The organism is Bacillus sp. JJ634 (assembly GCF_036962285.1).
Classification (GTDB): Bacteria; Bacillota; Bacilli; order Bacillales; family DSM-1321; genus Peribacillus; species Peribacillus asahii_A.
Genome location: NZ_JBALMU010000056.1, coordinates 1 through 21100 on the forward strand (window position 1 = coordinate 1; position 21100 = coordinate 21100).

Annotated in this window: 21 protein-coding genes; 8 read left to right on the forward strand and 13 right to left on the reverse strand. The window is 38.6% G+C overall.

The features are described from left to right. Positions 1-461 precede the first annotated feature (461 nt). Complete coding sequence (locus V7068_RS10355) at positions 462-743, reverse strand: metal-sulfur cluster assembly factor (protein WP_373995333.1); 282 nt, start codon at positions 741-743, stop codon at positions 462-464. Between the two features lie 97 nt (positions 744-840). Beyond that, positions 841-1629, reverse strand: a complete 789-nt coding sequence (locus V7068_RS10360) for a prolyl oligopeptidase family serine peptidase (RefSeq protein WP_499712655.1) — start codon at positions 1627-1629, stop codon at positions 841-843. A 196-nt stretch (positions 1630-1825) separates the two neighbouring features. On the opposite strand from V7068_RS10360, the gene V7068_RS10365 reads away from it, so the two are divergent. The 3 genes from V7068_RS10365 to V7068_RS10375 all read left to right on the forward strand — a co-directional run bounded on the left by V7068_RS10365 (position 1826) and on the right by V7068_RS10375 (position 3085). Then, positions 1826-2644 (forward strand): Cof-type HAD-IIB family hydrolase, encoded by an 819-nt coding sequence (locus tag V7068_RS10365; protein ID WP_499712657.1) that lies wholly within the window; start codon positions 1826-1828, stop codon positions 2642-2644. Positions 2645-2741: 97 nt separating this feature from the next. Further along, positions 2742-2885: a hypothetical protein gene (locus V7068_RS10370; RefSeq protein WP_164853128.1), complete on the forward strand. Its 144-nt coding sequence runs from the start codon at positions 2742-2744 to the stop codon at positions 2883-2885. Continuing rightward, complete coding sequence (locus tag V7068_RS10375; RefSeq protein WP_499712658.1) at positions 2885-3085, forward strand: DUF3813 domain-containing protein; 201 nt, start codon at positions 2885-2887, stop codon at positions 3083-3085. Before V7068_RS10370 ends, V7068_RS10375 begins: the two co-directional genes overlap by 1 nt. A 144-nt stretch (positions 3086-3229) precedes the next feature. Here the strand turns inward: V7068_RS10375 and V7068_RS10380 are convergent, their stop codons facing one another. From V7068_RS10380 to V7068_RS10395, 4 genes are all read right to left on the reverse strand, one after another. Further along, a complete protein-coding gene (locus tag V7068_RS10380) occupies positions 3230-3895 on the reverse strand; it encodes a 3'-5' exonuclease (RefSeq protein WP_499712660.1) in 666 nt (221 codons plus the stop codon). 24 nt (positions 3896-3919) lie between these two features. Continuing rightward, the gene (locus V7068_RS10385; RefSeq protein ID WP_499712661.1) at positions 3920-5836 is read right to left on the reverse strand and encodes a DUF294 nucleotidyltransferase-like domain-containing protein; all 1917 of its coding nucleotides are present in this window, start codon (positions 5834-5836) and stop codon (positions 3920-3922) included. Positions 5837-5974: 138 nt separating this feature from the next. Further along, a complete protein-coding gene (locus tag V7068_RS10390) occupies positions 5975-7552 on the reverse strand; it encodes a solute symporter family protein (RefSeq protein ID WP_499712662.1) in 1578 nt (525 codons plus the stop codon). A 15-nt stretch (positions 7553-7567) separates the two neighbouring features. Then, entirely contained in the window at positions 7568-7900 is a 333-nt protein-coding gene (locus V7068_RS10395; protein ID WP_499712663.1) for a DUF485 domain-containing protein, read from the reverse strand. A 549-nt stretch (positions 7901-8449) separates the two neighbouring features. On the opposite strand from V7068_RS10395, the gene V7068_RS10400 reads away from it, so the two are divergent. The 3 genes from V7068_RS10400 to V7068_RS10410 all read left to right on the forward strand — a co-directional run bounded on the left by V7068_RS10400 (position 8450) and on the right by V7068_RS10410 (position 10070). Next, positions 8450-9307 (forward strand): DegV family protein, encoded by an 858-nt coding sequence (locus tag V7068_RS10400; RefSeq protein ID WP_499712665.1) that lies wholly within the window; start codon positions 8450-8452, stop codon positions 9305-9307. Between the two features lie 69 nt (positions 9308-9376). Continuing rightward, positions 9377-9508: a DUF3941 domain-containing protein gene (locus tag V7068_RS10405; protein WP_499712666.1), complete on the forward strand. Its 132-nt coding sequence runs from the start codon at positions 9377-9379 to the stop codon at positions 9506-9508. A 70-nt stretch (positions 9509-9578) separates the two neighbouring features. Next, positions 9579-10070 carry a YajQ family cyclic di-GMP-binding protein gene (locus V7068_RS10410; RefSeq protein ID WP_119117146.1) on the forward strand — a complete coding sequence of 164 codons (492 nt, stop codon included), beginning with the start codon at positions 9579-9581 and terminating at the stop codon, positions 10068-10070. Positions 10071-10111: 41 nt separating this feature from the next. Here the strand turns inward: V7068_RS10410 and V7068_RS10415 are convergent, their stop codons facing one another. Then, positions 10112-11095: an HAAS signaling domain-containing protein gene (locus V7068_RS10415; protein WP_499712667.1), complete on the reverse strand. Its 984-nt coding sequence runs from the start codon at positions 11093-11095 to the stop codon at positions 10112-10114. Next, positions 11082-11429, reverse strand: coding sequence for a PadR family transcriptional regulator (locus V7068_RS10420; protein ID WP_252293332.1), 348 nt, complete (start codon positions 11427-11429; stop codon positions 11082-11084). The genes V7068_RS10415 and V7068_RS10420 overlap by 14 nt, the downstream gene beginning before the upstream one ends. 265 nt (positions 11430-11694) lie before the next feature. Here V7068_RS10420 and V7068_RS10425 point away from each other — a divergent pair, with 265 nt between their 5' ends. Continuing rightward, complete coding sequence (locus V7068_RS10425) at positions 11695-12570, forward strand: SDR family oxidoreductase (RefSeq protein WP_499712668.1); 876 nt, start codon at positions 11695-11697, stop codon at positions 12568-12570. A 49-nt stretch (positions 12571-12619) separates the two neighbouring features. On the opposite strand, the gene V7068_RS10430 is transcribed toward V7068_RS10425, so the two are convergent. The 5 genes from V7068_RS10430 to asnB form a co-directional block, all read right to left on the reverse strand. Next, entirely contained in the window at positions 12620-13657 is a 1038-nt protein-coding gene (locus tag V7068_RS10430) for a LacI family DNA-binding transcriptional regulator (protein WP_499712669.1), read from the reverse strand. Between the two features lie 556 nt (positions 13658-14213). After that, positions 14214-14591 carry a VOC family protein gene (locus V7068_RS10435; RefSeq protein ID WP_499712670.1) on the reverse strand — a complete coding sequence of 126 codons (378 nt, stop codon included), beginning with the start codon at positions 14589-14591 and terminating at the stop codon, positions 14214-14216. Between the two features lie 98 nt (positions 14592-14689). Then, positions 14690-16351 carry a glycoside hydrolase family 13 protein gene (locus V7068_RS10440; RefSeq protein WP_499712671.1) on the reverse strand — a complete coding sequence of 554 codons (1662 nt, stop codon included), beginning with the start codon at positions 16349-16351 and terminating at the stop codon, positions 14690-14692. A 99-nt stretch (positions 16352-16450) separates the two neighbouring features. Next, positions 16451-17971: an alpha-amylase family glycosyl hydrolase gene (locus tag V7068_RS10445; RefSeq protein WP_499712672.1), complete on the reverse strand. Its 1521-nt coding sequence runs from the start codon at positions 17969-17971 to the stop codon at positions 16451-16453. Between the two features lie 495 nt (positions 17972-18466). Beyond that, positions 18467-20314, reverse strand: a complete 1848-nt coding sequence (gene asnB, locus V7068_RS10450) for an asparagine synthase (glutamine-hydrolyzing) (RefSeq protein ID WP_499712673.1) — start codon at positions 20312-20314, stop codon at positions 18467-18469. A gap of 186 nt (positions 20315-20500) precedes the next feature. Between asnB and V7068_RS10455 the strand changes: the two genes are divergently transcribed. After that, the gene (locus V7068_RS10455) at positions 20501-21070 is read left to right on the forward strand and encodes a DUF2777 domain-containing protein (protein ID WP_499712674.1); all 570 of its coding nucleotides are present in this window, start codon (positions 20501-20503) and stop codon (positions 21068-21070) included. The last annotated feature ends 30 nt before the right edge of the window (positions 21071-21100 follow it).

A 21100-nucleotide genomic window follows, 5' to 3' on the forward strand; every position in this document is an offset into this window, starting at 1 on the left:
AGTATATACGAAGTTTCGAGAAGAACTACATCCATAATCTCATGGTTACCATCCATTCAACCTACCCCCCAGTAAGTGAATCGATGTATAAACTATTCAACCCAAGCTTCTTTTGTAACAATCCCATCCCCTTGGAATCCCTTATAGCAGCAAAAACAAACAGATGAATAGATGGAGACAGGTTCATTCATCTCGACTGCATTCATACATATAAAAACTTAACCCCTGTTGCCACATTATCAAATCCAGAGATATTCAGCGGTGACTTTTCTCACATCTTTTTTGAACTTTTTCTTAATTAATAAATCTATAATTTGATAAGTTGTTCAAATTTTTTTCACATTTCCCTCAACATTCTTTCTTTACCAACATAATTATTAATAGAAAGGGTATGTTTCATACACTTTTTTAGCATATCCAATTAAAAAAGGCCAAATCATCATGATCTGACCTTTTCTCCATTATTTAATGCCAAGCGCGATTTTTGCATATCGAGACATTTTATCTTTCGTCCATGCTGGCGTCCAGACAATGTTCACTTCTGTTTCTTTTACTTCTGGCAGATCTTCAAGTGCATATTTCACTTGATCCACAATAACTCCAGCAAGCGGACAGCCCATAGCCGTTAACGTCATTGTAATTGTTGTATAGCCTTCTTCATCCATATCAACATCATATACAAGCCCTAGATTCACAATATCTACCCCTAACTCTGGGTCGATTACGCGCTCTAACGCTCCCATAATACTATCTTTTACATCTTGATCCACGTTGTTCACTCCTTTTTCATATGGAAAAATTATCTCCACATGAGCATCATAACAGATTTACACTAAATTCTTAAACTTTTTGTATCGTTGGCTGCAAGTGCTTATCGAACCATGCCACCGTTTGTAATACTCCTGATCGTGACACTTTATGTCCAGCCTTTTCATCTAAAATAAACATAAAATGATCCGGCTTGCTGTCATAATTCGATTTAATATGCTGATAAAAATCATAAGCAAACTTATAAGGCACGACTTGATCTTTTGCTCCATGCCAAAACATAAGCGGTCTGTTTTGCAGCTTATCTGGATTTAAGCTTAAATCATAAGGCTTTAACAATTCCAATTGTTCTTGAACATCCTTTTCCTTTAAATCCAATTCTGGTAGTATCTTTTTCATTTGCTCTACTTGATATTCAGCAAACCTAACATAGGCGGGGTTGCCCATCAAACTCACAGCTGCGGAAATCCAGTCATATGCAGCAAGTGCCCCATTCGTGACAATGCCGCCCATTGAGGTTCCGACAACTCCGATTTTGTCCGCTTGAACTGAATGTCTAGACACAAGTTCTTCCTTTAGTATGTTCAATTCATGAATCGTCTGAACAATCATTTTCCAAAAGCGGGACGATAATTCTTTTTCATTGTATCCCGATGCTCTTTCACCATGGTGAATTACATCCGGTAAAATAACGCGAAACCCCTTTTCCGCTAGCAAGTATGCATAATGTAGATTATGTTCCTTTGCACTCATAAAACCATGAATAAAGAAAATAAGCGGCTGCTTTTTTTCAAACAACTCTTCCTTGCTCATATGTAATACTGGGATATTGCCAATTTTTTCGCTCTTGATGGTAATCAATTTGAAACGCCTCCATGTATGGAAATTAATAAACTCCACTGAGTTTCATCATACATCAATGCAAATTCAATGAAAAAGATTTGAATTTGCATTACAATAAACTTTACAAATATTTGCATAAACTTCATAGTAATTCGGTTATCGTACAGTATACTGAAAGTACAAAAATACAAAACAGAAACGAAGGTGCTCATTGATGGCTGATAAACATTTAATCGTGTTAGATCTTGACGGAACATTACTGAATAATGAAAAACAAATTTCGTCTCGTACAAAGCAAGTTTTAACAAAGCTCAAAGAAGATGGTCATCAAATCATGATTGCCACTGGAAGACCATATCGTGCCAGCGAATTGTATTATCGTCAACTCGGATTAACAACACCAATCGTCAATTTTAATGGCGCTTTCGTGCATCATCCATTACAAACAAGCTGGGGAATGTACCATTCACCATTAGATATCAACGTGGCAAAGGATATCGTCGAAGCATGTGACGAATTCGACTATCATAATATTATCGCTGAAGTTCGCGATGACGTATATTTTCATTATCATGATGAAAAGCTCATTGACCTTTTAAAAATGGGTAATCCAAAAGTAACAACAGGCGATTTACGTAACTTCTTAGAACAGTCTCCCACAAGTATGCTCATTCATGCTGAAGAACACCAAGTTACGGAAATTCGTGAGCATTTAACATCTGTTCATGCCGAAGTGATTGATCATCGCAGTTGGGCTGCTCCTTTTCATGTTATTGAAATTGTGAAAAGCGGGCTAAATAAAGCAGTCGGTATTCAAAAAGTTTCAAATTATTTAGATATACCGAAAGAACGAATTATCGCTTTTGGCGATGAAGATAATGACTTAGAAATGATTGATTATGCAGGCACTGGTGTTGCAATGGGCAATGCCATATCTCAGCTTAAGTCATTAGCAAACATAACTACCTTAACAAATGAAGAAGACGGTATTGCCGTATTCCTGGAAGATAAATTCAATATTAAACTTGCCTAAATACCCTTTATTTCCTCTATAAAATCCACCGAAACGGTCAAACTATATTTGACACCGTAACTTTTGTGTCAAACGCTCACAATCGGAGGAGATAAGCATGGGTAAACGCAGTAAATCGAAACGATTTGTTCAGCAGGGTAAAGACTCGGTTGCCTTGCATGCTCAAAAGATTCCTTATCATTCTACGTTTGAAGAAGCCGAACAACGTCAAAAGTCAAACCAATTTTATGGAGGCTTGTAATGGCAAATAGACTATTTCAAGAAGCGCGTGAGTTTGTTGAGAATGTTCTGCAGTCTGAGCGTCATGAAAGTCATGAAAGTAATGAAAATGCGGTGGACGTAGCCAAGAATGCACTTTCTTCAGCCTTTGCTAATTCAACAGAGGCTGAAAAAGAACAGCTTCGGGAGCTGCAACAGAGATTAGAAGATCACCTAAAATAAGCCTTCACCCTAAGCAAAGGCCGGACTTTTATAAGTCTGGCCTTTGGATTTTCTGTTATTATGTAATGGATAAGTAAGTCCTCTCTAAAGAAAAAATAAGTATACATTATGCTTGTCCTTCGACAAAGCAAGCCTTCTTTCTACTCAAAATAGCAATGCGTTTTGACGTTTTTTTCTACTGGATAGCTTCACTAAATCGCCTAATGCCGTCATTCCTTTTTCCTCGAAACGCTTTAATAGTTCCACAAATAAATATGCGGTTGTTAATGCATCCCCGAGAGCTCTGTGACGTGTAAATACCTTCGTACCAAACAAAGCAGCATACTCTTCAAGATCGCGCATATCCCAGGAAGGAAATAAACAATGAATTAAGTCAATCGTATCAAGCGCTAGTGGTTGTTGAAACGTATATTTCATACGATTCAATTCTTTTTTTATAACCATTACATCGAAGCTAATACAGTGCCCCACCCATCCCTTACTATCATGATTCTCCATAAAACGGAAGTATTGTTCAATCACTTCAAGAGCTAAAGGTGCTTCATTCACTTGTTGTTGTTCAATGGATGTTAATTCTATAATATGAACTGGAATTTTCCGCATCGGATTAACAAAAGATTGAAACGTCTTATCTGTTACTTCCATATTAGCTACTTGGACAGCTCCTATTTCAATGACTCGATCTTTGGCACCAATTGAAAAACCCGTCGTTTCTGTATCAAAAACAGTAAATGATAGATCGCGAAATGGTGTGTCCAAATATAGTGATTGATCCAAACAGTGGTTGAATTGCTTTTTCCCCCAGAACATTCTCCTTCACCCCTTATTTTAAATTCACAATTTCGAGAGGAGATAAAACTGCAGTGACCTGACTGTTTTTAACATCGTAATTAATTCATCTTTTTCCCAAGTGCGAATGGAAGACAGTTTAATTTCCGTTGTAATTTCTTCGTTACGAAGATGTTTTCTCCACGACATTTGAATGCGTGTTCGGAGCGCTACTTCGTATGCATGGTGTAAATCATCTGCAAACCCTTCCGATAGTTCTCCTTTTTTCACCAATTCATTCAACAGTTCGATTGTAGTCCCTTCAATCAAGCCATTATGTACCCCTAAAATTTGCAGACAGTGATGAAGGGGAAATAATGCATGCTTTTTTATGTCAATAACTTGCCTTTTCCCTTTGAAGAGAATGCCAAAAGGCTGGTCAAACTGTGGTACTAGCTTTTCCCGCTCCTGCTGTGCCATGTAATAGATGAACGTGCGCGACTTTTCCAATTGACCTTGAACGAGATCCACAAATTGTCCATTCAATGAATGATTTCCGTATAAAAACCGAAACGACAAAAAATTATGGCCCAATAAAATATGCTCATCCTTTAACTTTAGTGCCCAAAGATGAAGACGCCGCTTCCATTCCAAAAGCGAACCGCGCCAAACTTGCTCGCTTGACATCATCTTTCCTTTACATAATGCATACCCTGCCTGTTCAAGATGATGAACAATCTCTTGACCGAGCAATGAGAAATATTGTTTTACCTTCCCTTTGTTATCTTTCTCACTATCAGCATAAACGAGGAAATGATCTTGATCCGTTAACATAAACTGTTCTCCACGTGCACCACTGCCCATTTGATATAAACAAAACGGAACAGGCGGTGTGCCTTTTCCTTTCTGTTCCAACGATTTAACGGCTAGATTAACACAATGATAAGCAAGTCGGTCATATAATTTAGTAATAATTTTCAAAGTTTGAATCGTTGAGATTTCATCATGAATTAAACTGGATAACACGTCATAGATTGCATGTTTCACCTGTGGTAAATTTTCAAATGAAGAGTCTTCAATCTTCTTGATGACTCCCATTGCACCTCTATTTCTTTTCGCAATCAAATTAGAAAGCGTCACAATCCCTACTACTTTCTCCCCTTCAACAACGGGTAAATTCTTCACTCCAGTTGTATAAAACATTGATAGTACTTCGTAATAGTAATCATGACGGGAAACCGTATGTACCTTGTTTGTCATAATATCTTTTGCTTTTGGAGGGATCGTAAAGGTTCCCGCTACAACGCGCTCAACAATGTCTTTTTCCGTAATAATCCCGAGTAAATGCTCCTTTTTATCCACAACAAGCATCGTACCAATGGAGTGATTCACCATTTTCCGTGCGATATTTTGCACTGTTTCATCTTCATCTACTGTAAAAGCAGGTGCTTGCATCAAGTCTTGTGCTCGGCGAACAAACGGCTCACTTTCTCCCCATTCCCCTGCCAACTTTACCTGTTCCGCAAGTGATGAATAAATCTCTCGCAGTCGGAGAGCTACTTGTCTTAGCATATAATCACGTACAAACTCATCTTCCCATCTTCGCCTAATGACCGAATAAGGAATTTGCAGACAGTATGAATGGTTTACCGCTTCAACTTCAACTTCATGTTGACCAACGGGCTCATCAGGCTCACCTAAGAAATAAGCGAGGGTGGAAAAGCCAAAGAGTTCCCCTTCCTGAAGCACTTCGAGAACTTCCCATCTCCCATTTTCCGCTTCAACCAATACTTCAGCAGACCCTTTCAAGATGAGAAGTAAACCTTCATGTGGATGTTTAGAGTAAGGGATTTTTTCAGATTTCCGATAATACTGCAGCTCACAATCGTCCATAAGCTGTAAAAACGTTTCATTCGATACACCTTTAAATAAAGGCTGATTGTGAACTTTCTCCATCAGCTCTTTTTGTTCATGAACGTTCATCTCTCCTACCCCACGATCCCTATTATTTGCTTATAAGAAAAATCCCCCGTCTTTTAAGGACGGGGGATGACGGTTTGAAAAGATTATTTAATCAAGCGGCGCTTTCTACCGCTTCTTGACGTATCCCTAAACTAAGGATTAATGCGCATGTGGATTATAGCCACCGTCAGTTCCAGTGTCTTCAAGTCCTCTATAACCTGTTTCAGCTTGGAATTTAACTTCAGCGTAACTCTTCTCACCTTCGCTCTTAGATGATAGAAGGCTTCCTATAATAGCTGCAAGGAATCCAGCTGGAACGGAGATAATTGCAGGATTTGTCCACGGGAATAGCGGCTCGCCAACGAAAAATGCTTTTCCTTCAACAGGATTAATAACGTTAGGACCGAGAATTACTAGGACAACCGCTACAATTAATCCAGTCACCATCGAAGCAACTGCACCTGTCGTATTAAATCGTTTCCAATAGATTGTAAAAAGAAGCGTCGGTACGTTCGCAGATGCCGCAATGCAAAAGGCAATCGAAACAAGGAACGCAACATTCAACTTTTCTGAACCAAGTGCAAGAAGGATAGAGAATACAGCAACACCAAGAGCAGCCCAACGTGCAGCAGCTACTTGCTGCTTTTCTGTTACTTTACCTTTTTTAATAATTTGTCCATACAGATCATGTGCAAGAGCCGAAGCTCCAGATAGTACAAGACCAGCAACAACCGCTAGAATCGTGGCAAATGCAACTGCTGCTACGAATGATTCTAGTGCATTTCCACCTAGTATACCGGCAAGCATCGGAGCAGCCATATTACCAGCCGCATTTTCAGCTACAATCGCATCAGTACCAACGAAGGCCGCTGCACCGAAACCTAGGAAGATTGTTAAAACATAAAAAATACCAATAATCCAAACTGCGTAAATAACAGAGGAGCGAGCTGTTTTCGCATCTTTTACTGTAAAGAAGCGCATTAAGATATGTGGAAGACCAGCAGTACCTAATAAAAGCGCAATCAGAACGGAAATTAATTCTAATGGGTTTTTATAAACGGTACCTGAAAGTAAGAAATTTTCACCATGAGCAGTAGCTGTCGATACCTTCTCAAACATGGCAACCATGCTAAAATCAAATTTTAAAAGGACAAGGAAAGAAATAACGACTGTTCCTGCCATAAGAAGGCCGGCTTTGATGATTTGTACCCAACTTGTAGCTCCCATTCCTCCGAATAATACATAAATCGACATCATAATCCCAACAAGAATTACGGCCATCCAGTACTCAAGTCCAAAAAGTAACTTAATAAGTGCTCCTGCCCCAACAAGCTGAGCAATCATATAGAAAATAACGATTGTAATTGTATTTAAAGCTGCTGCACCGCGAACTTTTGTCGCTGAAAAGCGGGCACCAATCATATCAGCCATCGTATATTTTCCAAGATTACGAAGTGGTTCTGCGATTAAGAATAAAACGACCAGGTATGCCACAAGCCACCCTACACTATAATAAAAACCGTCAAAACCATTTAATGAAATGGCCCCGGCAATCCCTAGGAAAGAAGCAGCAGATAAGTAATCCCCCGCAATCGCAAGTCCATTTTGCCAGCCGGTCAACGAGCCGCCAGCTGTATAAAATTCACTTGCTGTAGACGTACGCTTTGCTGCCAAATATGTAACATAAAGCGTGATCCCTATTACACCAAAAAAGATGATTAATGTGATCGCATTCAAACCAAAGACCTCCCCCTACTTCAAAATGTGTTTTTCAATAATCTCTTCTGCTTCCTTATCAAAGCTAGAAGCTTTCTTCGTATAAATTGTTGAAAAAACCCATGTCAATACGAACATGCTAAAAGCGTATATCCAAGTCCAATTAATCAACCCAATCGCATTTGAATTAAGGACCTTTGTATATCCTGTTAGAATAGGCAGCATGAAAAAGGCTACTAAGAACACAATAATATAAGGCGTCATAAACTTAGTTTTTCGACGAGTCAAAGCTTTAAATTCCGGTGTTTCAATAATTTTTTCAAAATCAACAACCTGAACTTCTTGACTATTCTGTGCATTGTTACCCATCATTTCAACTCCTTTATTCGTCTTTTGAAAATACAGAGTCTTCAGTCTTCGGTTTACCCATGATTCCCTTCACTTCAGCACTTTTTCTCCTCTTATCCCCCCTAACTACTGTAACCGCTTTCATCAACTTCAAAAAACATATCTACCATTCTTATACACTCTCTTATACACTCTCTTATACACTCTCTTATACCTATTCTTTCATTCTTCTTCCGAATGAAAGAAAGTTCAAAGCGTCTTCCTAAGTATGCAGACAGAATTCAAGACTGTTTGGTAGATATAATGTATTATTTCAAATTTTTCCATTTTATTCAATAGTTTTCCAAGTTTTTCTTATAGATTAATATTTTTTATCTTTGTATACCAAGGTATACAAAGATAAAAACAACCCTTTCATTCTAGAGTTCATTAACTCCTCTATTCCCTGCTGCTTACTCAAAAAAAATTGCAATATTGTATAGGTTAGAACGAGCAGAATAGATGGTTTTTTTCGCTTATCGTGCTACACTAAACATACATAATTAAATAATGAAGAAAGCAGGTGTAAGCGTGGCTATCACAATTTTGGCAGACAGTGCATGTGATTTGCCATTGTCTTTCTACACAGAAAACAATGTCTCATTTATCCCTCTTCTAGTAAATCTCGAAGGGAAAAATTACGCAGACCTACAAACGATTACTCCAAAAGAAGTTTATGATGCGATGCGTGAAGGAAAAGCTCCTAAAACATCCCAACCTTCTCCGGAATATGTAATAGAATTATTCACACAATTTGCGAAAGAAAAACGACAAGGCATTTATATTGCTTTTTCTTCTCAGTTGTCTGGAACTTATCAAACAGCTGTTATGTGCCGCGATCAAGTGAAAGACCAATATCCAGAATTAGATCTTGAAATTATCGATACGAAGTGTGCCTCCCTTGGTGCGGGACTCGTCGTAAAAAGCGCCGCCCAATTAGCAGCAAAAGGTGCTTCTAAAGAAGAGATTCTTGAAGACATTCAGTTCCATATTCGTCACATGGAACACCTCTTCACTGTCGATAATCTTGAATATTTAGCCCGCGGCGGACGAATTTCTAAAGCTTCAGCCTTTGTCGGCGGTTTATTAAACATTAAGCCCTTACTACATGTTGAAGATGGGAAACTAGTTCCACTTGAAAAAGTACGCGGCAAAAAGAAATTAATGAAACGAATTCTGGAATTAATGCATGAACGTGGACAAAATTTGAATGAGCAATCGATTGCAATCAGTCATGGTGATGATGAAGAAGCGGCTTTAGAATATAAAGCGGCCATTCAAGCAGAGTTCGGTACAAAAGATGTTTTCATTAATACGGTTGGAGCAACAATCGGCGCTCATGCTGGTCCAGGTACAATCGCCATTTTCTTCTTAAATAAAACGAAATAAAACGAATACATACTCCCTTTCATTTGCGTCAACACTAAGAACTGACCATAAACGAAAGGGAGTTTTATTATGTCTACAACAAAAGATAACAATAAAAAAGCAAAAGATAATCAAGCGCATAATGCCGAAAAAAATGTGCAATATACAGAAAACCTTAGAGCGGGTAAACACTCCTATTCTAAACAAACTGACCATAAATAGAATCCGATTAGTTGTCTTCCCTCCTATCATTCCATATAATAAAGGAAATAAATCTTGCTGGAGGTAAGACATGGCAAAAGAAAGTTCATTTGATATTGTATCAAAAGTAGAGTTTCCAGAAGTAACAAATGCTGTCACAATGGCGATGAAAGAAATTGCAACCCGCTATGATTTCAAAGGAAGTAAAAGTAACATTACGCTAGAAAAAGAAGAGCTTGTACTCGTTTCCGACGATGAATATAAGCTGGACCAATTAAAGGATGTACTTCTTAGTAAACTTGTAAAACGTAACGTGCCCATTAAAAACTTGGAGTACGGAAAAATTGAAGGTGCCTCAGGCGGAACGGTGCGCCAACGTGCAAAGCTTATTCAAGGGATTGACAAAGAGCAAGCAAAGAAAATTAATACGATTATTAAAAATAGCGGCTTAAAAGTAAAAAGCCAAATCCAAGATGATCAAATCCGCGTAACAGGAAAAAGTCGTGATGATCTACAAGCGATTATCAATGCTATTCGTAATGCAGATTTATCAATCGATGTACAATTTTTAAATTACCGCTAATACAAAAAACTCGCCAAAATTGGCGAGTTTTTTAACATTATTTAACTAATTTTAGCCTTACGAAAACCGTCAAATACAGCAATTGCGGCAGATATAATAAATATACTGATTACTCCGCCAACCACCCACGTTTCTAATTGTTTAAAATCTGCTATATAGGCAAGGAATTCTGCGTGAAGCAAGTCGGGATTGCTGAATATGACAATAAATACAACTGTGCCTACAACCTGAACAACCATATTAAAAATAGCTATACTCTTCGTCCATTGCCCTTTCATTAATTTATAGAGAGATAGTGCGATTTCACACCCGATAATCACAATCACAATAGGCCAATAGCGAAGTAACACTTCATGGTTTAAAACGGGAACCACGAATTCAAGACCTGTTTCGCTGCCTCTATATACCCCTACAAGATGCTCAGCATAAAAATAAAGGGTTGCCCAAATCGCCGTCCACATTAACCCTCCAAATACTTCAAACTTCGTAATCGCTTTTTTCTTAGAAATATACGAAATGTTTTTTAAATCATCCGGTGTCCATTTGCTCAAACTTGTTGTTAGTGGATCCTGGTCTTTTCCTTTATCCGTTCGTTCGAGAATGGCGAAAACAAGCGTTACCCAAAAGAATACTTGCATGCTTACCTCGATGATTCTCCATATTCCTTCCCCCATAATATGGAGCACAACATTAATAACCGCTTCTTCTCCACCGTAATTCATAAAATATGTGGCAATCATTGAGATTAACGAAATGACCGCTGCAATTGGTAAAATCATCTTTAATAATGTGACATATACATCAAAATAACGCGGACCAATTAAGTGCATGGGCTGATCTCGATAACCGCTAGCCAACGTTGCTGGATTACCCATTTTTTCAAGGACTTCCTTCACCTCTTCCTCGCTGTAATCATCGGACAGCATATCCTCAATCGTCGACCGTAATTCGAGGGCAATATCCTCACGATTTTTTTCAGGCAGTCTCCGCGTGACTTCTTGTATATAAATATCAATTAGATTCATCGTCTTCCCCCTTTGTTAATAGCCCATACAGTTCTTTCGAATTCTTCAGCCATTCCCCTTTTAACTGCAAAAAAATTTCTACACCATATTCACTTAACACATAGTACTTACGGGGTCTACTCTCAGATGTGTCCCAACTGCTTGTTACTAACTCCTGTTTCTCCAAGCGGCGAAGCAACGGATATAAGGTACTTTGATCAATATTAATACCTGATTCCTCCAATAACTGAACAAGTGAATATCCGTACTGGGGTGTTCGCAATTGACTTAAAACCGCCAATGTCAACGTTCCTCTTCTAAGCTCTGTCGTTAATGAATTCAGTAAAGTACTCATTCACCCACCTCAATTTTTAATTAATATATGTTATACACTATATGATTTATACTATTCATCATACAGTATTATTGTTACAACATTAATCTAAATTTCCCTAATTTGTTTAAATTAGGCAAATTTACAAAGGATAATGAAAAAGAAAAAAACGAAGTATGCCATTCATACGTCGTTTACTGTACCTATCTTCCTAATATTTCCCACGTTTTATTAGTCCTTCACTTGCAAATAAGAAGAAGTAGATATGAAAAGCAGGAGGGATTTTATGAGTCCATCAAATAATAATCAAACGAAGCAAACCTTTCCGCCTCAGCATCAAACACATCAGCCCGGTGTAGAAACAAAGATGACCCCTAACCCAAAATCCGTAAATGAAAACTATAAAGGTAGCGGTAAATTAGCTGGTAAAACGGCCATTATTACCGGTGGCGATAGCGGGATTGGCAGGTCTGTAAGTACTTATTTCGCCAAAGAAGGCGCAAACGTGGCCATTGTCTATTTAGATGAAGTTGAGGATGCAAAAACAACGAAGCAGTTAGTAGAGAAAGAAGGCCAAAAATGTCTGCTCCTACAGGGGGATATCGGCAATGAATCTTTTTGTCAAAGCGTCGTTACACAAACAATGGAAGCATTTGGGGGACTTGATATTTTAGTCAACAATGCGGCTGAACAGCATGTGCAAACGAACTTTCTAGATATTACAGCCGAGCAGCTAGAAAAAACGTTCCGCACCAATATTTTTTCCATGTTCTATTTAACAAAAGCGGCTCTTCCTCACTTAAAAAAAGGCAGCAGCATTATCAACACCGCTTCCATTACAGCCTATAAAGGTCATCCTAAATTAATCGATTATTCAGCTACAAAGGGAGCCATCGTTTCCTTTACACGAGCGCTCTCCAATTCGATTATTACAGATGGTATTCGTGTGAATGCTGTAGCACCTGGCCCTATTTGGACACCGCTCATTCCCGCTTCTTTTAATGAACAAGATGTCTCCAAGTTTGGCAGCGATACGCCAATCGGGCGCGCTGGACAGCCAGAAGAACTCGCTCCTGCTTATGTATATTTAGCGAGCGAAGATTCCTCTTATATGAGCGGACAAGTGCTCCATATCAATGGTGGTACGGTTGTAAATGGATAAAGTGATCAAGGCTTCCTTTCCAATAAGGTAGGAAGCCTTGAGTTTTATATTAAACTAACATCTCCGCTTGCACTCGTTGACACGAGTCGCGCTCGACAAAATGATGGGGAATAATAGCATTTTGTATTCGTTCTCCTGGAGACGCTAGCTTTTGAACTAAGCATCTTGCCGCTTGATATCCGGTATGATACATATTTGTATCAATAGAAGTGAATGAAGAAAGTGAAATTTCTGAAAATAAAGTATTGTTCAAACTCACAATAGACATATGCTCTGGCGTAAGGCATCCTAAAGACCTTAAATTATTCATAATACTTAGCGCCATTAAATCATCGTGGACGACTAAAGCGGTAGGCACTTCTGATAAACTTAAAAGGTTTTGCATCACTTCATGCATCTCTTCTCGTAATGCCTCTTCATAAAAAATATAGTCGTTTCTAGGTACGATTCCATGTTCCTTCAAAGCACCTTCATAGCCTAATAAACGCTCATGCGTCATAACAAGTTTCGAATGGCCCCCAATGAATCCAACCTTCTTATGTCCTAACTCTAATAAATAATTCGTTGCTTCCTTCGCTGCTAAATAATTATCGTTATCGACATATGTGATTTCTTCAGCAAATTCATACGGTTTTCCAATTAAGACAAAAGGAAAATTGCGCGATTGCAAATAGGTAATCGTGTGATCATTCATACGCGAGTACATTAGAATAATCCCGTCCACCATACCTCCTTGCACCATTTCAACGACTCCCTCAAAAATCTCTTCATCGGAATTCCCCGTATTCATAAGCAATGAATATTTTCTTTCCCGAGCTCCTTCACTTAAACCACGTAATATCGTAGCGAACGTCGGATTATTAAAAAACGTTTCTGATGAACCAGGCATTACTAAGCCCAAAATCTGTGTTGATTGATTGGCTAAACTGCGTGCAATAAAGTTTGGATGATACCCTAACTTTTCCATCGCTTCACGAACACGCACCTTTGTTTTTTCACTAATTCTAGGATTATTTGCAATAACTCGTGAAACCGTCGAAGGAGCAACGTTTGCCAATTGTGCCACGTCTTTTATCGTAACGGCCATTACTCTTTTCCTCTCCCCTCTGTAGACATTAAGCCCTTGATGTATTAAAAAAGATGCAAAGGATAATCCAAAGCCTCTTCATTTTTTAGATATATCTTTTATCATACACTTATTATACAGTCCCTTTCTCTATATTTGTGTCTAAATTCGAAATTTTTAAGCAATTAACGCGTTAAAACGTTAATTTTCCCTAAAATTCTGTTGAATAATGGAAAATCTGCAACTTTCATATGACAGGTTTTTACAAAAAAATAAGTAACCCCTTTTTCATGCTAGAAACAGTTTGCTCGTATATATCAAATAAAATGATAGGTAGAGAGTATGAACCTTGGAATTATTCGTGATTTCACCCCTAAAACACCTCACATATTATATAAATTACGCATTCAAAATAGTGGAACACGTAAGAAGGAACATACCTTTATTACATACTTGAGGAGGCTTTCAGCATAGCTAAAAAGGTGTGTGAAACCGAAGTTTCACACACCTTAGCCAAAAATCGTATGATCAGCAATACTATTTAATAAATCTAAGTGAAAACAGTTTTTCCTCCGACTTATTTATCTTCCCTTAATAAATACTCATTTCCATCTTGATCCTTAAATGAGAACATTGTTCCAAACGGCATTCTTAACATGTCCCCTACTTCTACTCCATTTTGTTTCATATTCTCATAAGCTGATTCAATATCGGTTGTGCTAAAAAGAATCGATGGATGGGCAACTTTAGCAGGTTGATGTTGTTCCATTGCAGATTTAGAATACAGAACTAACGTAGTGAATTCGTCTTCACTAGGTCCAACTTCTATCCAGGACATGTTTGGTCCCATCGGTTGTTCAAATTTCAATACAAAGCCCACTTTATTTACCCAAAAGTCCTTTGCCTGTTCTTGATCTTGTACATACACAGTAATTTTGCCAATTTTATTAATCATTATAAATCTCCTTGGAATCGTTTAATCATATCACATCATTCTATCAATCAAAAAAAACAAAAGCAATTTCGCTAATTGACCTACTTTACTAACTTAGTTTATAGAAGATATACAAGGACTTCATAAGGCCTTAGAGTAGCATTCTTCTCTATGCTTACAAAAGCATCCTTATAATTCGCTAGCAGAAGCTGCGTTCGTTCCGTACACCACGAAGATAAATCAATAGACTGCTTCTGTTTACTAAAGTTACAAACAACTAGAGCCGCTTGACCTTCACTTCTTCGAATATAAGCATAAATCTGTGGATCGTCCTCTAACACTAATTCATAAGCACCATAAATAAATACTTCATATTGCTTGCGCAGCTCAATCAGCTTCTTATAAAAAGTATAGATAGAATGACCATCCGTTATTTGATTGGCAACATTAATAGACGGATAGTTTTTATTCACCTTCATCCACGGTGCTCCCTTTGTAAATCCTGCATTTGCGCTGCTATCCCATTGCATCGGCGTTCGCGAGTTATCTCTTCCGCTTTTCCAAATAATCTGCATCATTTCCTCATGAGGCCGGCCTTTTGCTGTCTCAATGCGATAATAATTTTTCATCCCAACATCATCATAATCATCAATCGAAGCAAACTGAACATTGGTCATCCCAATTTCCTGTCCTTGATAAATAAACGGTGTCCCCTGCATTAGAAAGTATAAAGCACCAATCATTTTCGCACTTTCCAGCCAGTATTGTGTATCATCGCCCCATGTAGAAACACTTCTAGGCTGATCATGATTTTCAAAAAATAAAGCATTCCAGCCTTTATTATGCAAGCCATATTGCCACTTTGACAGCGCATGCTTTAAAGCCAAAACATCCACCGTTTCGTGATGACCTCGATTCCACAGTCCTAAATGTTCGAATTGAAAAATCATATTAAACTTTCCGTTCTCTTCCCCAACCCAGTCATCAGCTTGTTCAATTCGAACACCGTTTGCTTCACCCACGGTCATAATATCATAGTTAGCAAACGTCTCTGTCTTTAATTCTTCCAAATAATCGAGGATTCCATCCTGATTCGTATGCATATCAAAAGCTGGAACGTACTCTTTTCCATCTGGATTCGGCATATTGGGCAAGCCGTCTCGCTTATAAATATGTGTAATCGCATCCACACGAAAACCATCGATTCCTTTTTCAAGCCACCAATTAATCATGTCATATAATGCACGACGCATATTGGCATTTTTCCAGTTTAAATCCGGTTGTTTTTCAGCAAACAGATGCAAGTAATATTGCTTCGTCTGTTCATCGTATGTCCACGCACTTCCTGAGAAAATACTTTCCCAATTGTTCGGCTCTTTTCTATTCTTACCATCGCGCCAAATATACCAATCTCGCTTTGGATGATCTTGTGAAGAACGAGAATCAATAAACCATGGATGTTCATCGCTTGTGTGATTCAGCACAAGATCCAAGATAATCTTCATACCGCGCCGATGCACTTCTTCTACTAACACTTCTAGATCGTCCATCGTCCCAAATTCTTGAGCAACCGCTTGATAATCACTAATATCATATCCATTATCAGCATTAGGCGATTGAAAAAAAGGACAAATCCAAAGAACGTCGATGCCTAGTTCATGAAGATAATCAAGACGAGAAATGACACCTTGCAGATCACCGATTCCATCCCCATTGCTGTCTTGAAAGCTTCTAGGATAAATTTGATAACAAACCGCTTCTTTCCACCATCTTTTTTTCATCTCATACCCTCCCGATTATCTATCTCTATTCATCCATATCCAACAACGAACCAGCATCTAGACAGTAACTTGTACACAGAATAATCGAGAGGTCTGCCATTAATCTATTGAATTTCTTTTCGAGCGTTTCATGACTAAAGCAATAAACAGAGCGAATAAAGCAAGTACGGCAAATAATACAGCAAAGTAAGGAATGTTAATAATCGACTTATGAACAAGCGTGTACACTTCTGCCAGCTCTCGGTCAATGACAATAGAATACTTGCCATCTTGACTGCGAACGAGGTCGCCGTTCAATAACCCTCTCAATTCCTTATTCTCCTCTAGCTGGGATTGATTCAATACAATCTTTTGCGTTTTTGACGTATTATTAATGACCACAACATTCGTTTCTTCAGCCAACGTCCGCTTGTACACAACGACACCGTCTTTTTCATATAAAACATCTAATTTTCCTCGCGATAAAGCAGGATGTTCGGCACGAATTTCGGCAAGATCCGTTATATAGTCCACTAAATCTTGTTCGGTTTTAAAATTCATCAGCTGGTGATTTTCAGGGGCTTCATTACCATTTAACGCAATTTCGGAGCCATATAAAATAACAGGCACACCGGGTGTCGTATACAAATAGGATAGAGCTATTTTCCAGCGTGTACCTGGATGCTGATTATGATTGGCCGCATCAAACGTAAAGCGTGGTGATTGACTCGTATCCATAAAGTTCACAAGCTGTGTGTCAGCCTTAAGTAAATCCTCGTTTTTTCTCTTAACGGAAAAAAGGTTTGTTAAACTTTCATCTGGAGCAGCAAAGGCCTGGCGTAATGCTTCATTTTCGGTGTAATCCATAAAAGCATCCATCCCAGTCTCTTCATAGCCGGAAATCGTTTTCGGAGTCCCCTCTAAAACATCACCAATCAGATAGAAGTCAGATTTTTCTGATTTAACAACCCGTACAAAATCCTTCCAAAAATCTTGGTTTACATACTCAACTTGATGAAGGCGATAGCCATCAATATTCGTTTCTTCAATCCACCATTTAGCTGCATCTAATAAATAATCTTTCACCTTAGGATTTTCTTGATTTAAATCCGGCAGACCATCAATCCAGCTTTTTTCCAGCTGTTCATCATCGCTGTTCTTTTCATGAAACCAATCTTCTTTCGTTGGATCCTGTAACCATGGATGATTAGGACCGACAGAATTAGCCACAAAGTCTACCATCACTTTTATGTCTCGACTATGAGCCTCCTGTACTAATGTTTTCAATTCATCTAGTGTGCCGAAATGCGAATCTGTATTGTAAAAGTCCTCCACCCAATATCCATGATACCCCTCTTTATCATTCGTAAAAACAGGGGAAAGTAAAATGGTTGTGAACCCCATCTCTTTTAAATAATCTAGTTTTTTTGTCACACCGGCAAAATCGCCGCCATTAAACGTATTCGGATTCGTAACATCCGCATCCCCATTATTTTCTGGATTTCCATCAAAAAACCTGTCAATCATGATAGAATAAATGATTTCATCTTCCAACGTTCGTTCTTCTTTTTCAGCTGCTCCTACTGGAATGGCGTAAAAAAGAAGAAACGGAAGTAAAACGAGTGATAACACTCTGCGCATATTCCGCTCCTCCTCCCTAAACATCCTTACGCCTTTAAGATTAGCTTCTTATCCTTCCAAGGTCAAACTTAAATACCAAAATATCCTAATTAATTAATAAACAAGTCATTGGACATGATTATGCAGCCTTTTCGCTCGATTCTCTCCGAATTTGGCATGATTTTATACTGAATTCGCCCGATTATTCCCGAATTGCGCATGATTTTATCCCACTCTTAACGGGCAGTAAGACCCCCACCTCAAGATTCAGAGTGAACAAGGAAGATAGGTAGGGGACAACTGCCCGTAAAGGTCCGATTGGTAAAATACAGTGAAACTTACCTTTGTGGTTTTCAAAGGTATAGTTGAACCAATCAGGTTCATACGGTCACTTGATTGAAAGCGAAGCTTGAAATCTTAGTGACCGTAGAACGTGACTAACCATCAGTGGGGGATGAAGAAAAACCCCCACTGATGGAAGTTTCACTTTATACCAAATCCTCTCGATTATCCTATTCAATCTACAATCTCAATCTTATAATCGTTAAACCATACATGCATTTGTGCTAAATGAGCGAGCAATTGCGGACCGGACATCAATTGCCCAAACCAAGGCACTCTAAACGCCTCTCCCTTTGATTCGACAAGCTCATTCAGCTTCTGTTTGTCAAAAAATTCATAGAGCATCGAATTCGAATCCTCTAAAATCTCTTTTAGCCAGCTTTGTACACGCTCTGTGTAAACTGGATTATGCGTTTTCGGATAAGGACTTTTCTTGCGATAAAGCACTTCCGTTGGCAGCAATCCTTCAAGGGCTTTACGTAAAATCCCTTTTTCACGATTCCCCGTCATTTTCATTTCCCAAGGAATATTCCATACATATTCGACAAGGCGATGATCCGCAAAAGGAACCCGTACTTCAAGACTAGCACCCATACTCATTCGGTCCTTTCGATCTAACAACGTCGTCATAAACCAAAGAATATTTAAATAGAACAGTTCTCTTCGCTTGGCTGCTATACCTGTTTCACCAGGAAGCTTTGGCATTTCACGAATCGTCGTTAAATAGGCTTCCTCCGCATATTCCTCTAATTTCAACTTGTCACGCCATCCCTGTTTCAATAAAGAAACTCGCTCTTCCGTTGAACGCATCCATGGAAAACCAGAACGATTCAAGTCATCTTCCCGATGGAACCATGGATATCCGCCAAAAATTTCATCCGCACATTCTCCAGACAAGCCGACCACAAAATCTTGCTTAATCTCTTTACAAAACCAGAGTAAAGATGAATCTACATCCGCCATTCCCGGTAAATCGCGAACATGAACGGCTTCCGTTAAGTAGTCTGTCAACAGCTCTTGTGTAATGACGGACGAATGATGCCTCGTCTGGAATGCATTCGACATTTTTTCAATCCATGGACCGTCCGCATTTGGTTGAAAATCATTTGCTTTAAAAAACTTCGCGTTATCTTCATAATCGATGGAATACGTATGAAGCGGTCCTTTCCCTTCACGGCGATAGGCATTCGCTGCAATTGCGGTAATCGCACTTGAATCAACACCGCCTGATAAGAATGTACAAAGCGGCACATCCGACACCAACTGACGAGTTACGGCATCTTCAACAAGGAAACGAACTTGATTTACCGTTTCTTCTAAGCTATCCGTATGCTCTTCACTTTTCACATTCCAATAACGCCAAATCTTTAGTCCGTTACGTGTCAATGTCATCGCATGAGCCGGACGCAGCTCTTGAATATGATGAAACACTCCTGAACCCGGCTTACGTGAAGGCCCTACCCCAAATACTTCCGCTAATCCCTCATAGCTGATTTCTGCTTTAACATCCGGATGAGCAAGCAGCGCTTTTAATTCCGATCCGAATAAAAGTCCGCCATTTCTTTCCGCATAAAACAGCGGCTTTACGCCTAAACGATCACGTCCAACAAATAGTTTTTGCTCCGCACTATCCCAAATCGCAAACGCAAAAATTCCATTAAACAATTCTACACATTTTTCTTTCCATTCTATATAAGAAGTTAGCAAAACTTCTGTATCAGAATGACCTTTAAAAGAATATCCTTTTAATAATAGCTCTTTACGCAAATCTTCTGTATTATACAACTCACCATTATAACAAAGTGTATAAACTCCGCTTTCATGCGCCTTCGTCATTGGTTGTTTGCCTCCGACAGGGTCTACAACTGTTAAACGACGATGGCCAAATACAACATGGGTATCGCTCCACACATTTTCATCATCTGGTCCGCGTTTCGCTAACGTACTTGTCATTTTGGCTACAGTATCCGTTTCCTCGCGTAAATCCTTTTGAAAATGTATCCATCCAGTTATCCCGCACATAATTCTTCATCCTTTCTAACTCGAACAATACTCTTTAGGAGATTAGGAAGTTGTGAGCAAAGTCGTAAGTGTATAACATAACCTATGCAAAAATAAAAAGATGGTTATTTGTCCAGTTACGATTATATTTTCAACGAATTTTGTCAAAAAAGTAGGTGAGGCATCCCAAATTGGAGGTAATTGTAAATGAGGCAGCAGCAACGAGTAAAATTAATTAAACAACAAACGAGAGCATTTACAGAAGGAAAAGTAGAATATATTAATTTTCAATGGATTTTCTTTGATGACGAAACAGATGAGGCCTCCTCCATTGAAGACTATATGCACAACGAAGTAGAGGTATACCGGTCAGGCCGTTGGAGACAAGGAATCATCTTAGAAGAAGGAGCCATTCAGCTTACTAATCATGAAATCGTCTTCCTCAAACAAAATGAAACCATCCATATCCGGAAGAAGTTAATCTACTCGTTTGAAGAATTATTAGAGAAACTAACCGATGATTCCTTTTTTCAATTTGTGACAACATTGAATTCTCTCGGTTTCTCCACATATGATTGCATTTATAGCTATAATCAGCTTACCTTTTTAGAAAATACAAGTACCCAGTCAGGTGTGAATTTTTTCACTTTCGATAACAATCTAGAAATCTGTTCCGTTCAGCATCATTTCTCTTATGGAGAAAATAAAAATGACCGATTTGAATTTACGATTAACACGGGAAAAAGAATCATCATTGAAAAGGTAAACTCTAAATAAAGAAGCGGACGCTCTTAGCGTCCGCTTCTT

Bases quoted from the DNA above. Each gene is read 5' to 3' on its own strand.
- V7068_RS10355 (WP_373995333.1), bottom strand. From the start codon at position 743: ATGGGAGCGTTAGAGCGCGTAATCGACCCAGAGTTAGGGGTAGATATT.
- V7068_RS10365 (WP_499712657.1), top strand. From the start codon at position 1,826: ATGGCTGATAAACATTTAATCGTGTTAGATCTTGACGGAACATTACTG.
- V7068_RS10370 (WP_164853128.1), top strand. From the start codon at position 2,742: ATGGGTAAACGCAGTAAATCGAAACGATTTGTTCAGCAGGGTAAAGAC.
- V7068_RS10375 (WP_499712658.1), top strand. From the start codon at position 2,885: ATGGCAAATAGACTATTTCAAGAAGCGCGTGAGTTTGTTGAGAATGTT.
- V7068_RS10380 (WP_499712660.1), bottom strand. From the start codon at position 3,895: ATGTTCTGGGGGAAAAAGCAATTCAACCACTGTTTGGATCAATCACTA.
- V7068_RS10385 (WP_499712661.1), bottom strand. From the start codon at position 5,836: ATGAACGTTCATGAACAAAAAGAGCTGATGGAGAAAGTTCACAATCAG.
- V7068_RS10395 (WP_499712663.1), bottom strand. From the start codon at position 7,900: ATGGGTAACAATGCACAGAATAGTCAAGAAGTTCAGGTTGTTGATTTT.
- V7068_RS10405 (WP_499712666.1), top strand. From the start codon at position 9,377: ATGTCTACAACAAAAGATAACAATAAAAAAGCAAAAGATAATCAAGCG.
- V7068_RS10410 (WP_119117146.1), top strand. From the start codon at position 9,579: ATGGCAAAAGAAAGTTCATTTGATATTGTATCAAAAGTAGAGTTTCCA.
- V7068_RS10415 (WP_499712667.1), bottom strand. From the start codon at position 11,095: ATGAATCTAATTGATATTTATATACAAGAAGTCACGCGGAGACTGCCT.
- V7068_RS10420 (WP_252293332.1), bottom strand. From the start codon at position 11,429: ATGAGTACTTTACTGAATTCATTAACGACAGAGCTTAGAAGAGGAACG.
- V7068_RS10425 (WP_499712668.1), top strand. From the start codon at position 11,695: ATGAGTCCATCAAATAATAATCAAACGAAGCAAACCTTTCCGCCTCAG.
- V7068_RS10430 (WP_499712669.1), bottom strand. From the start codon at position 13,657: ATGGCCGTTACGATAAAAGACGTGGCACAATTGGCAAACGTTGCTCCT.
- V7068_RS10435 (WP_499712670.1), bottom strand. From the start codon at position 14,591: ATGATTAATAAAATTGGCAAAATTACTGTGTATGTACAAGATCAAGAA.
- V7068_RS10440 (WP_499712671.1), bottom strand. From the start codon at position 16,351: ATGAAAAAAAGATGGTGGAAAGAAGCGGTTTGTTATCAAATTTATCCT.
- V7068_RS10445 (WP_499712672.1), bottom strand. From the start codon at position 17,971: ATGCGCAGAGTGTTATCACTCGTTTTACTTCCGTTTCTTCTTTTTTAC.
- asnB (WP_499712673.1), bottom strand. From the start codon at position 20,314: ATGTGCGGGATAACTGGATGGATACATTTTCAAAAGGATTTACGCGAG.
- V7068_RS10455 (WP_499712674.1), top strand. From the start codon at position 20,501: ATGAGGCAGCAGCAACGAGTAAAATTAATTAAACAACAAACGAGAGCA.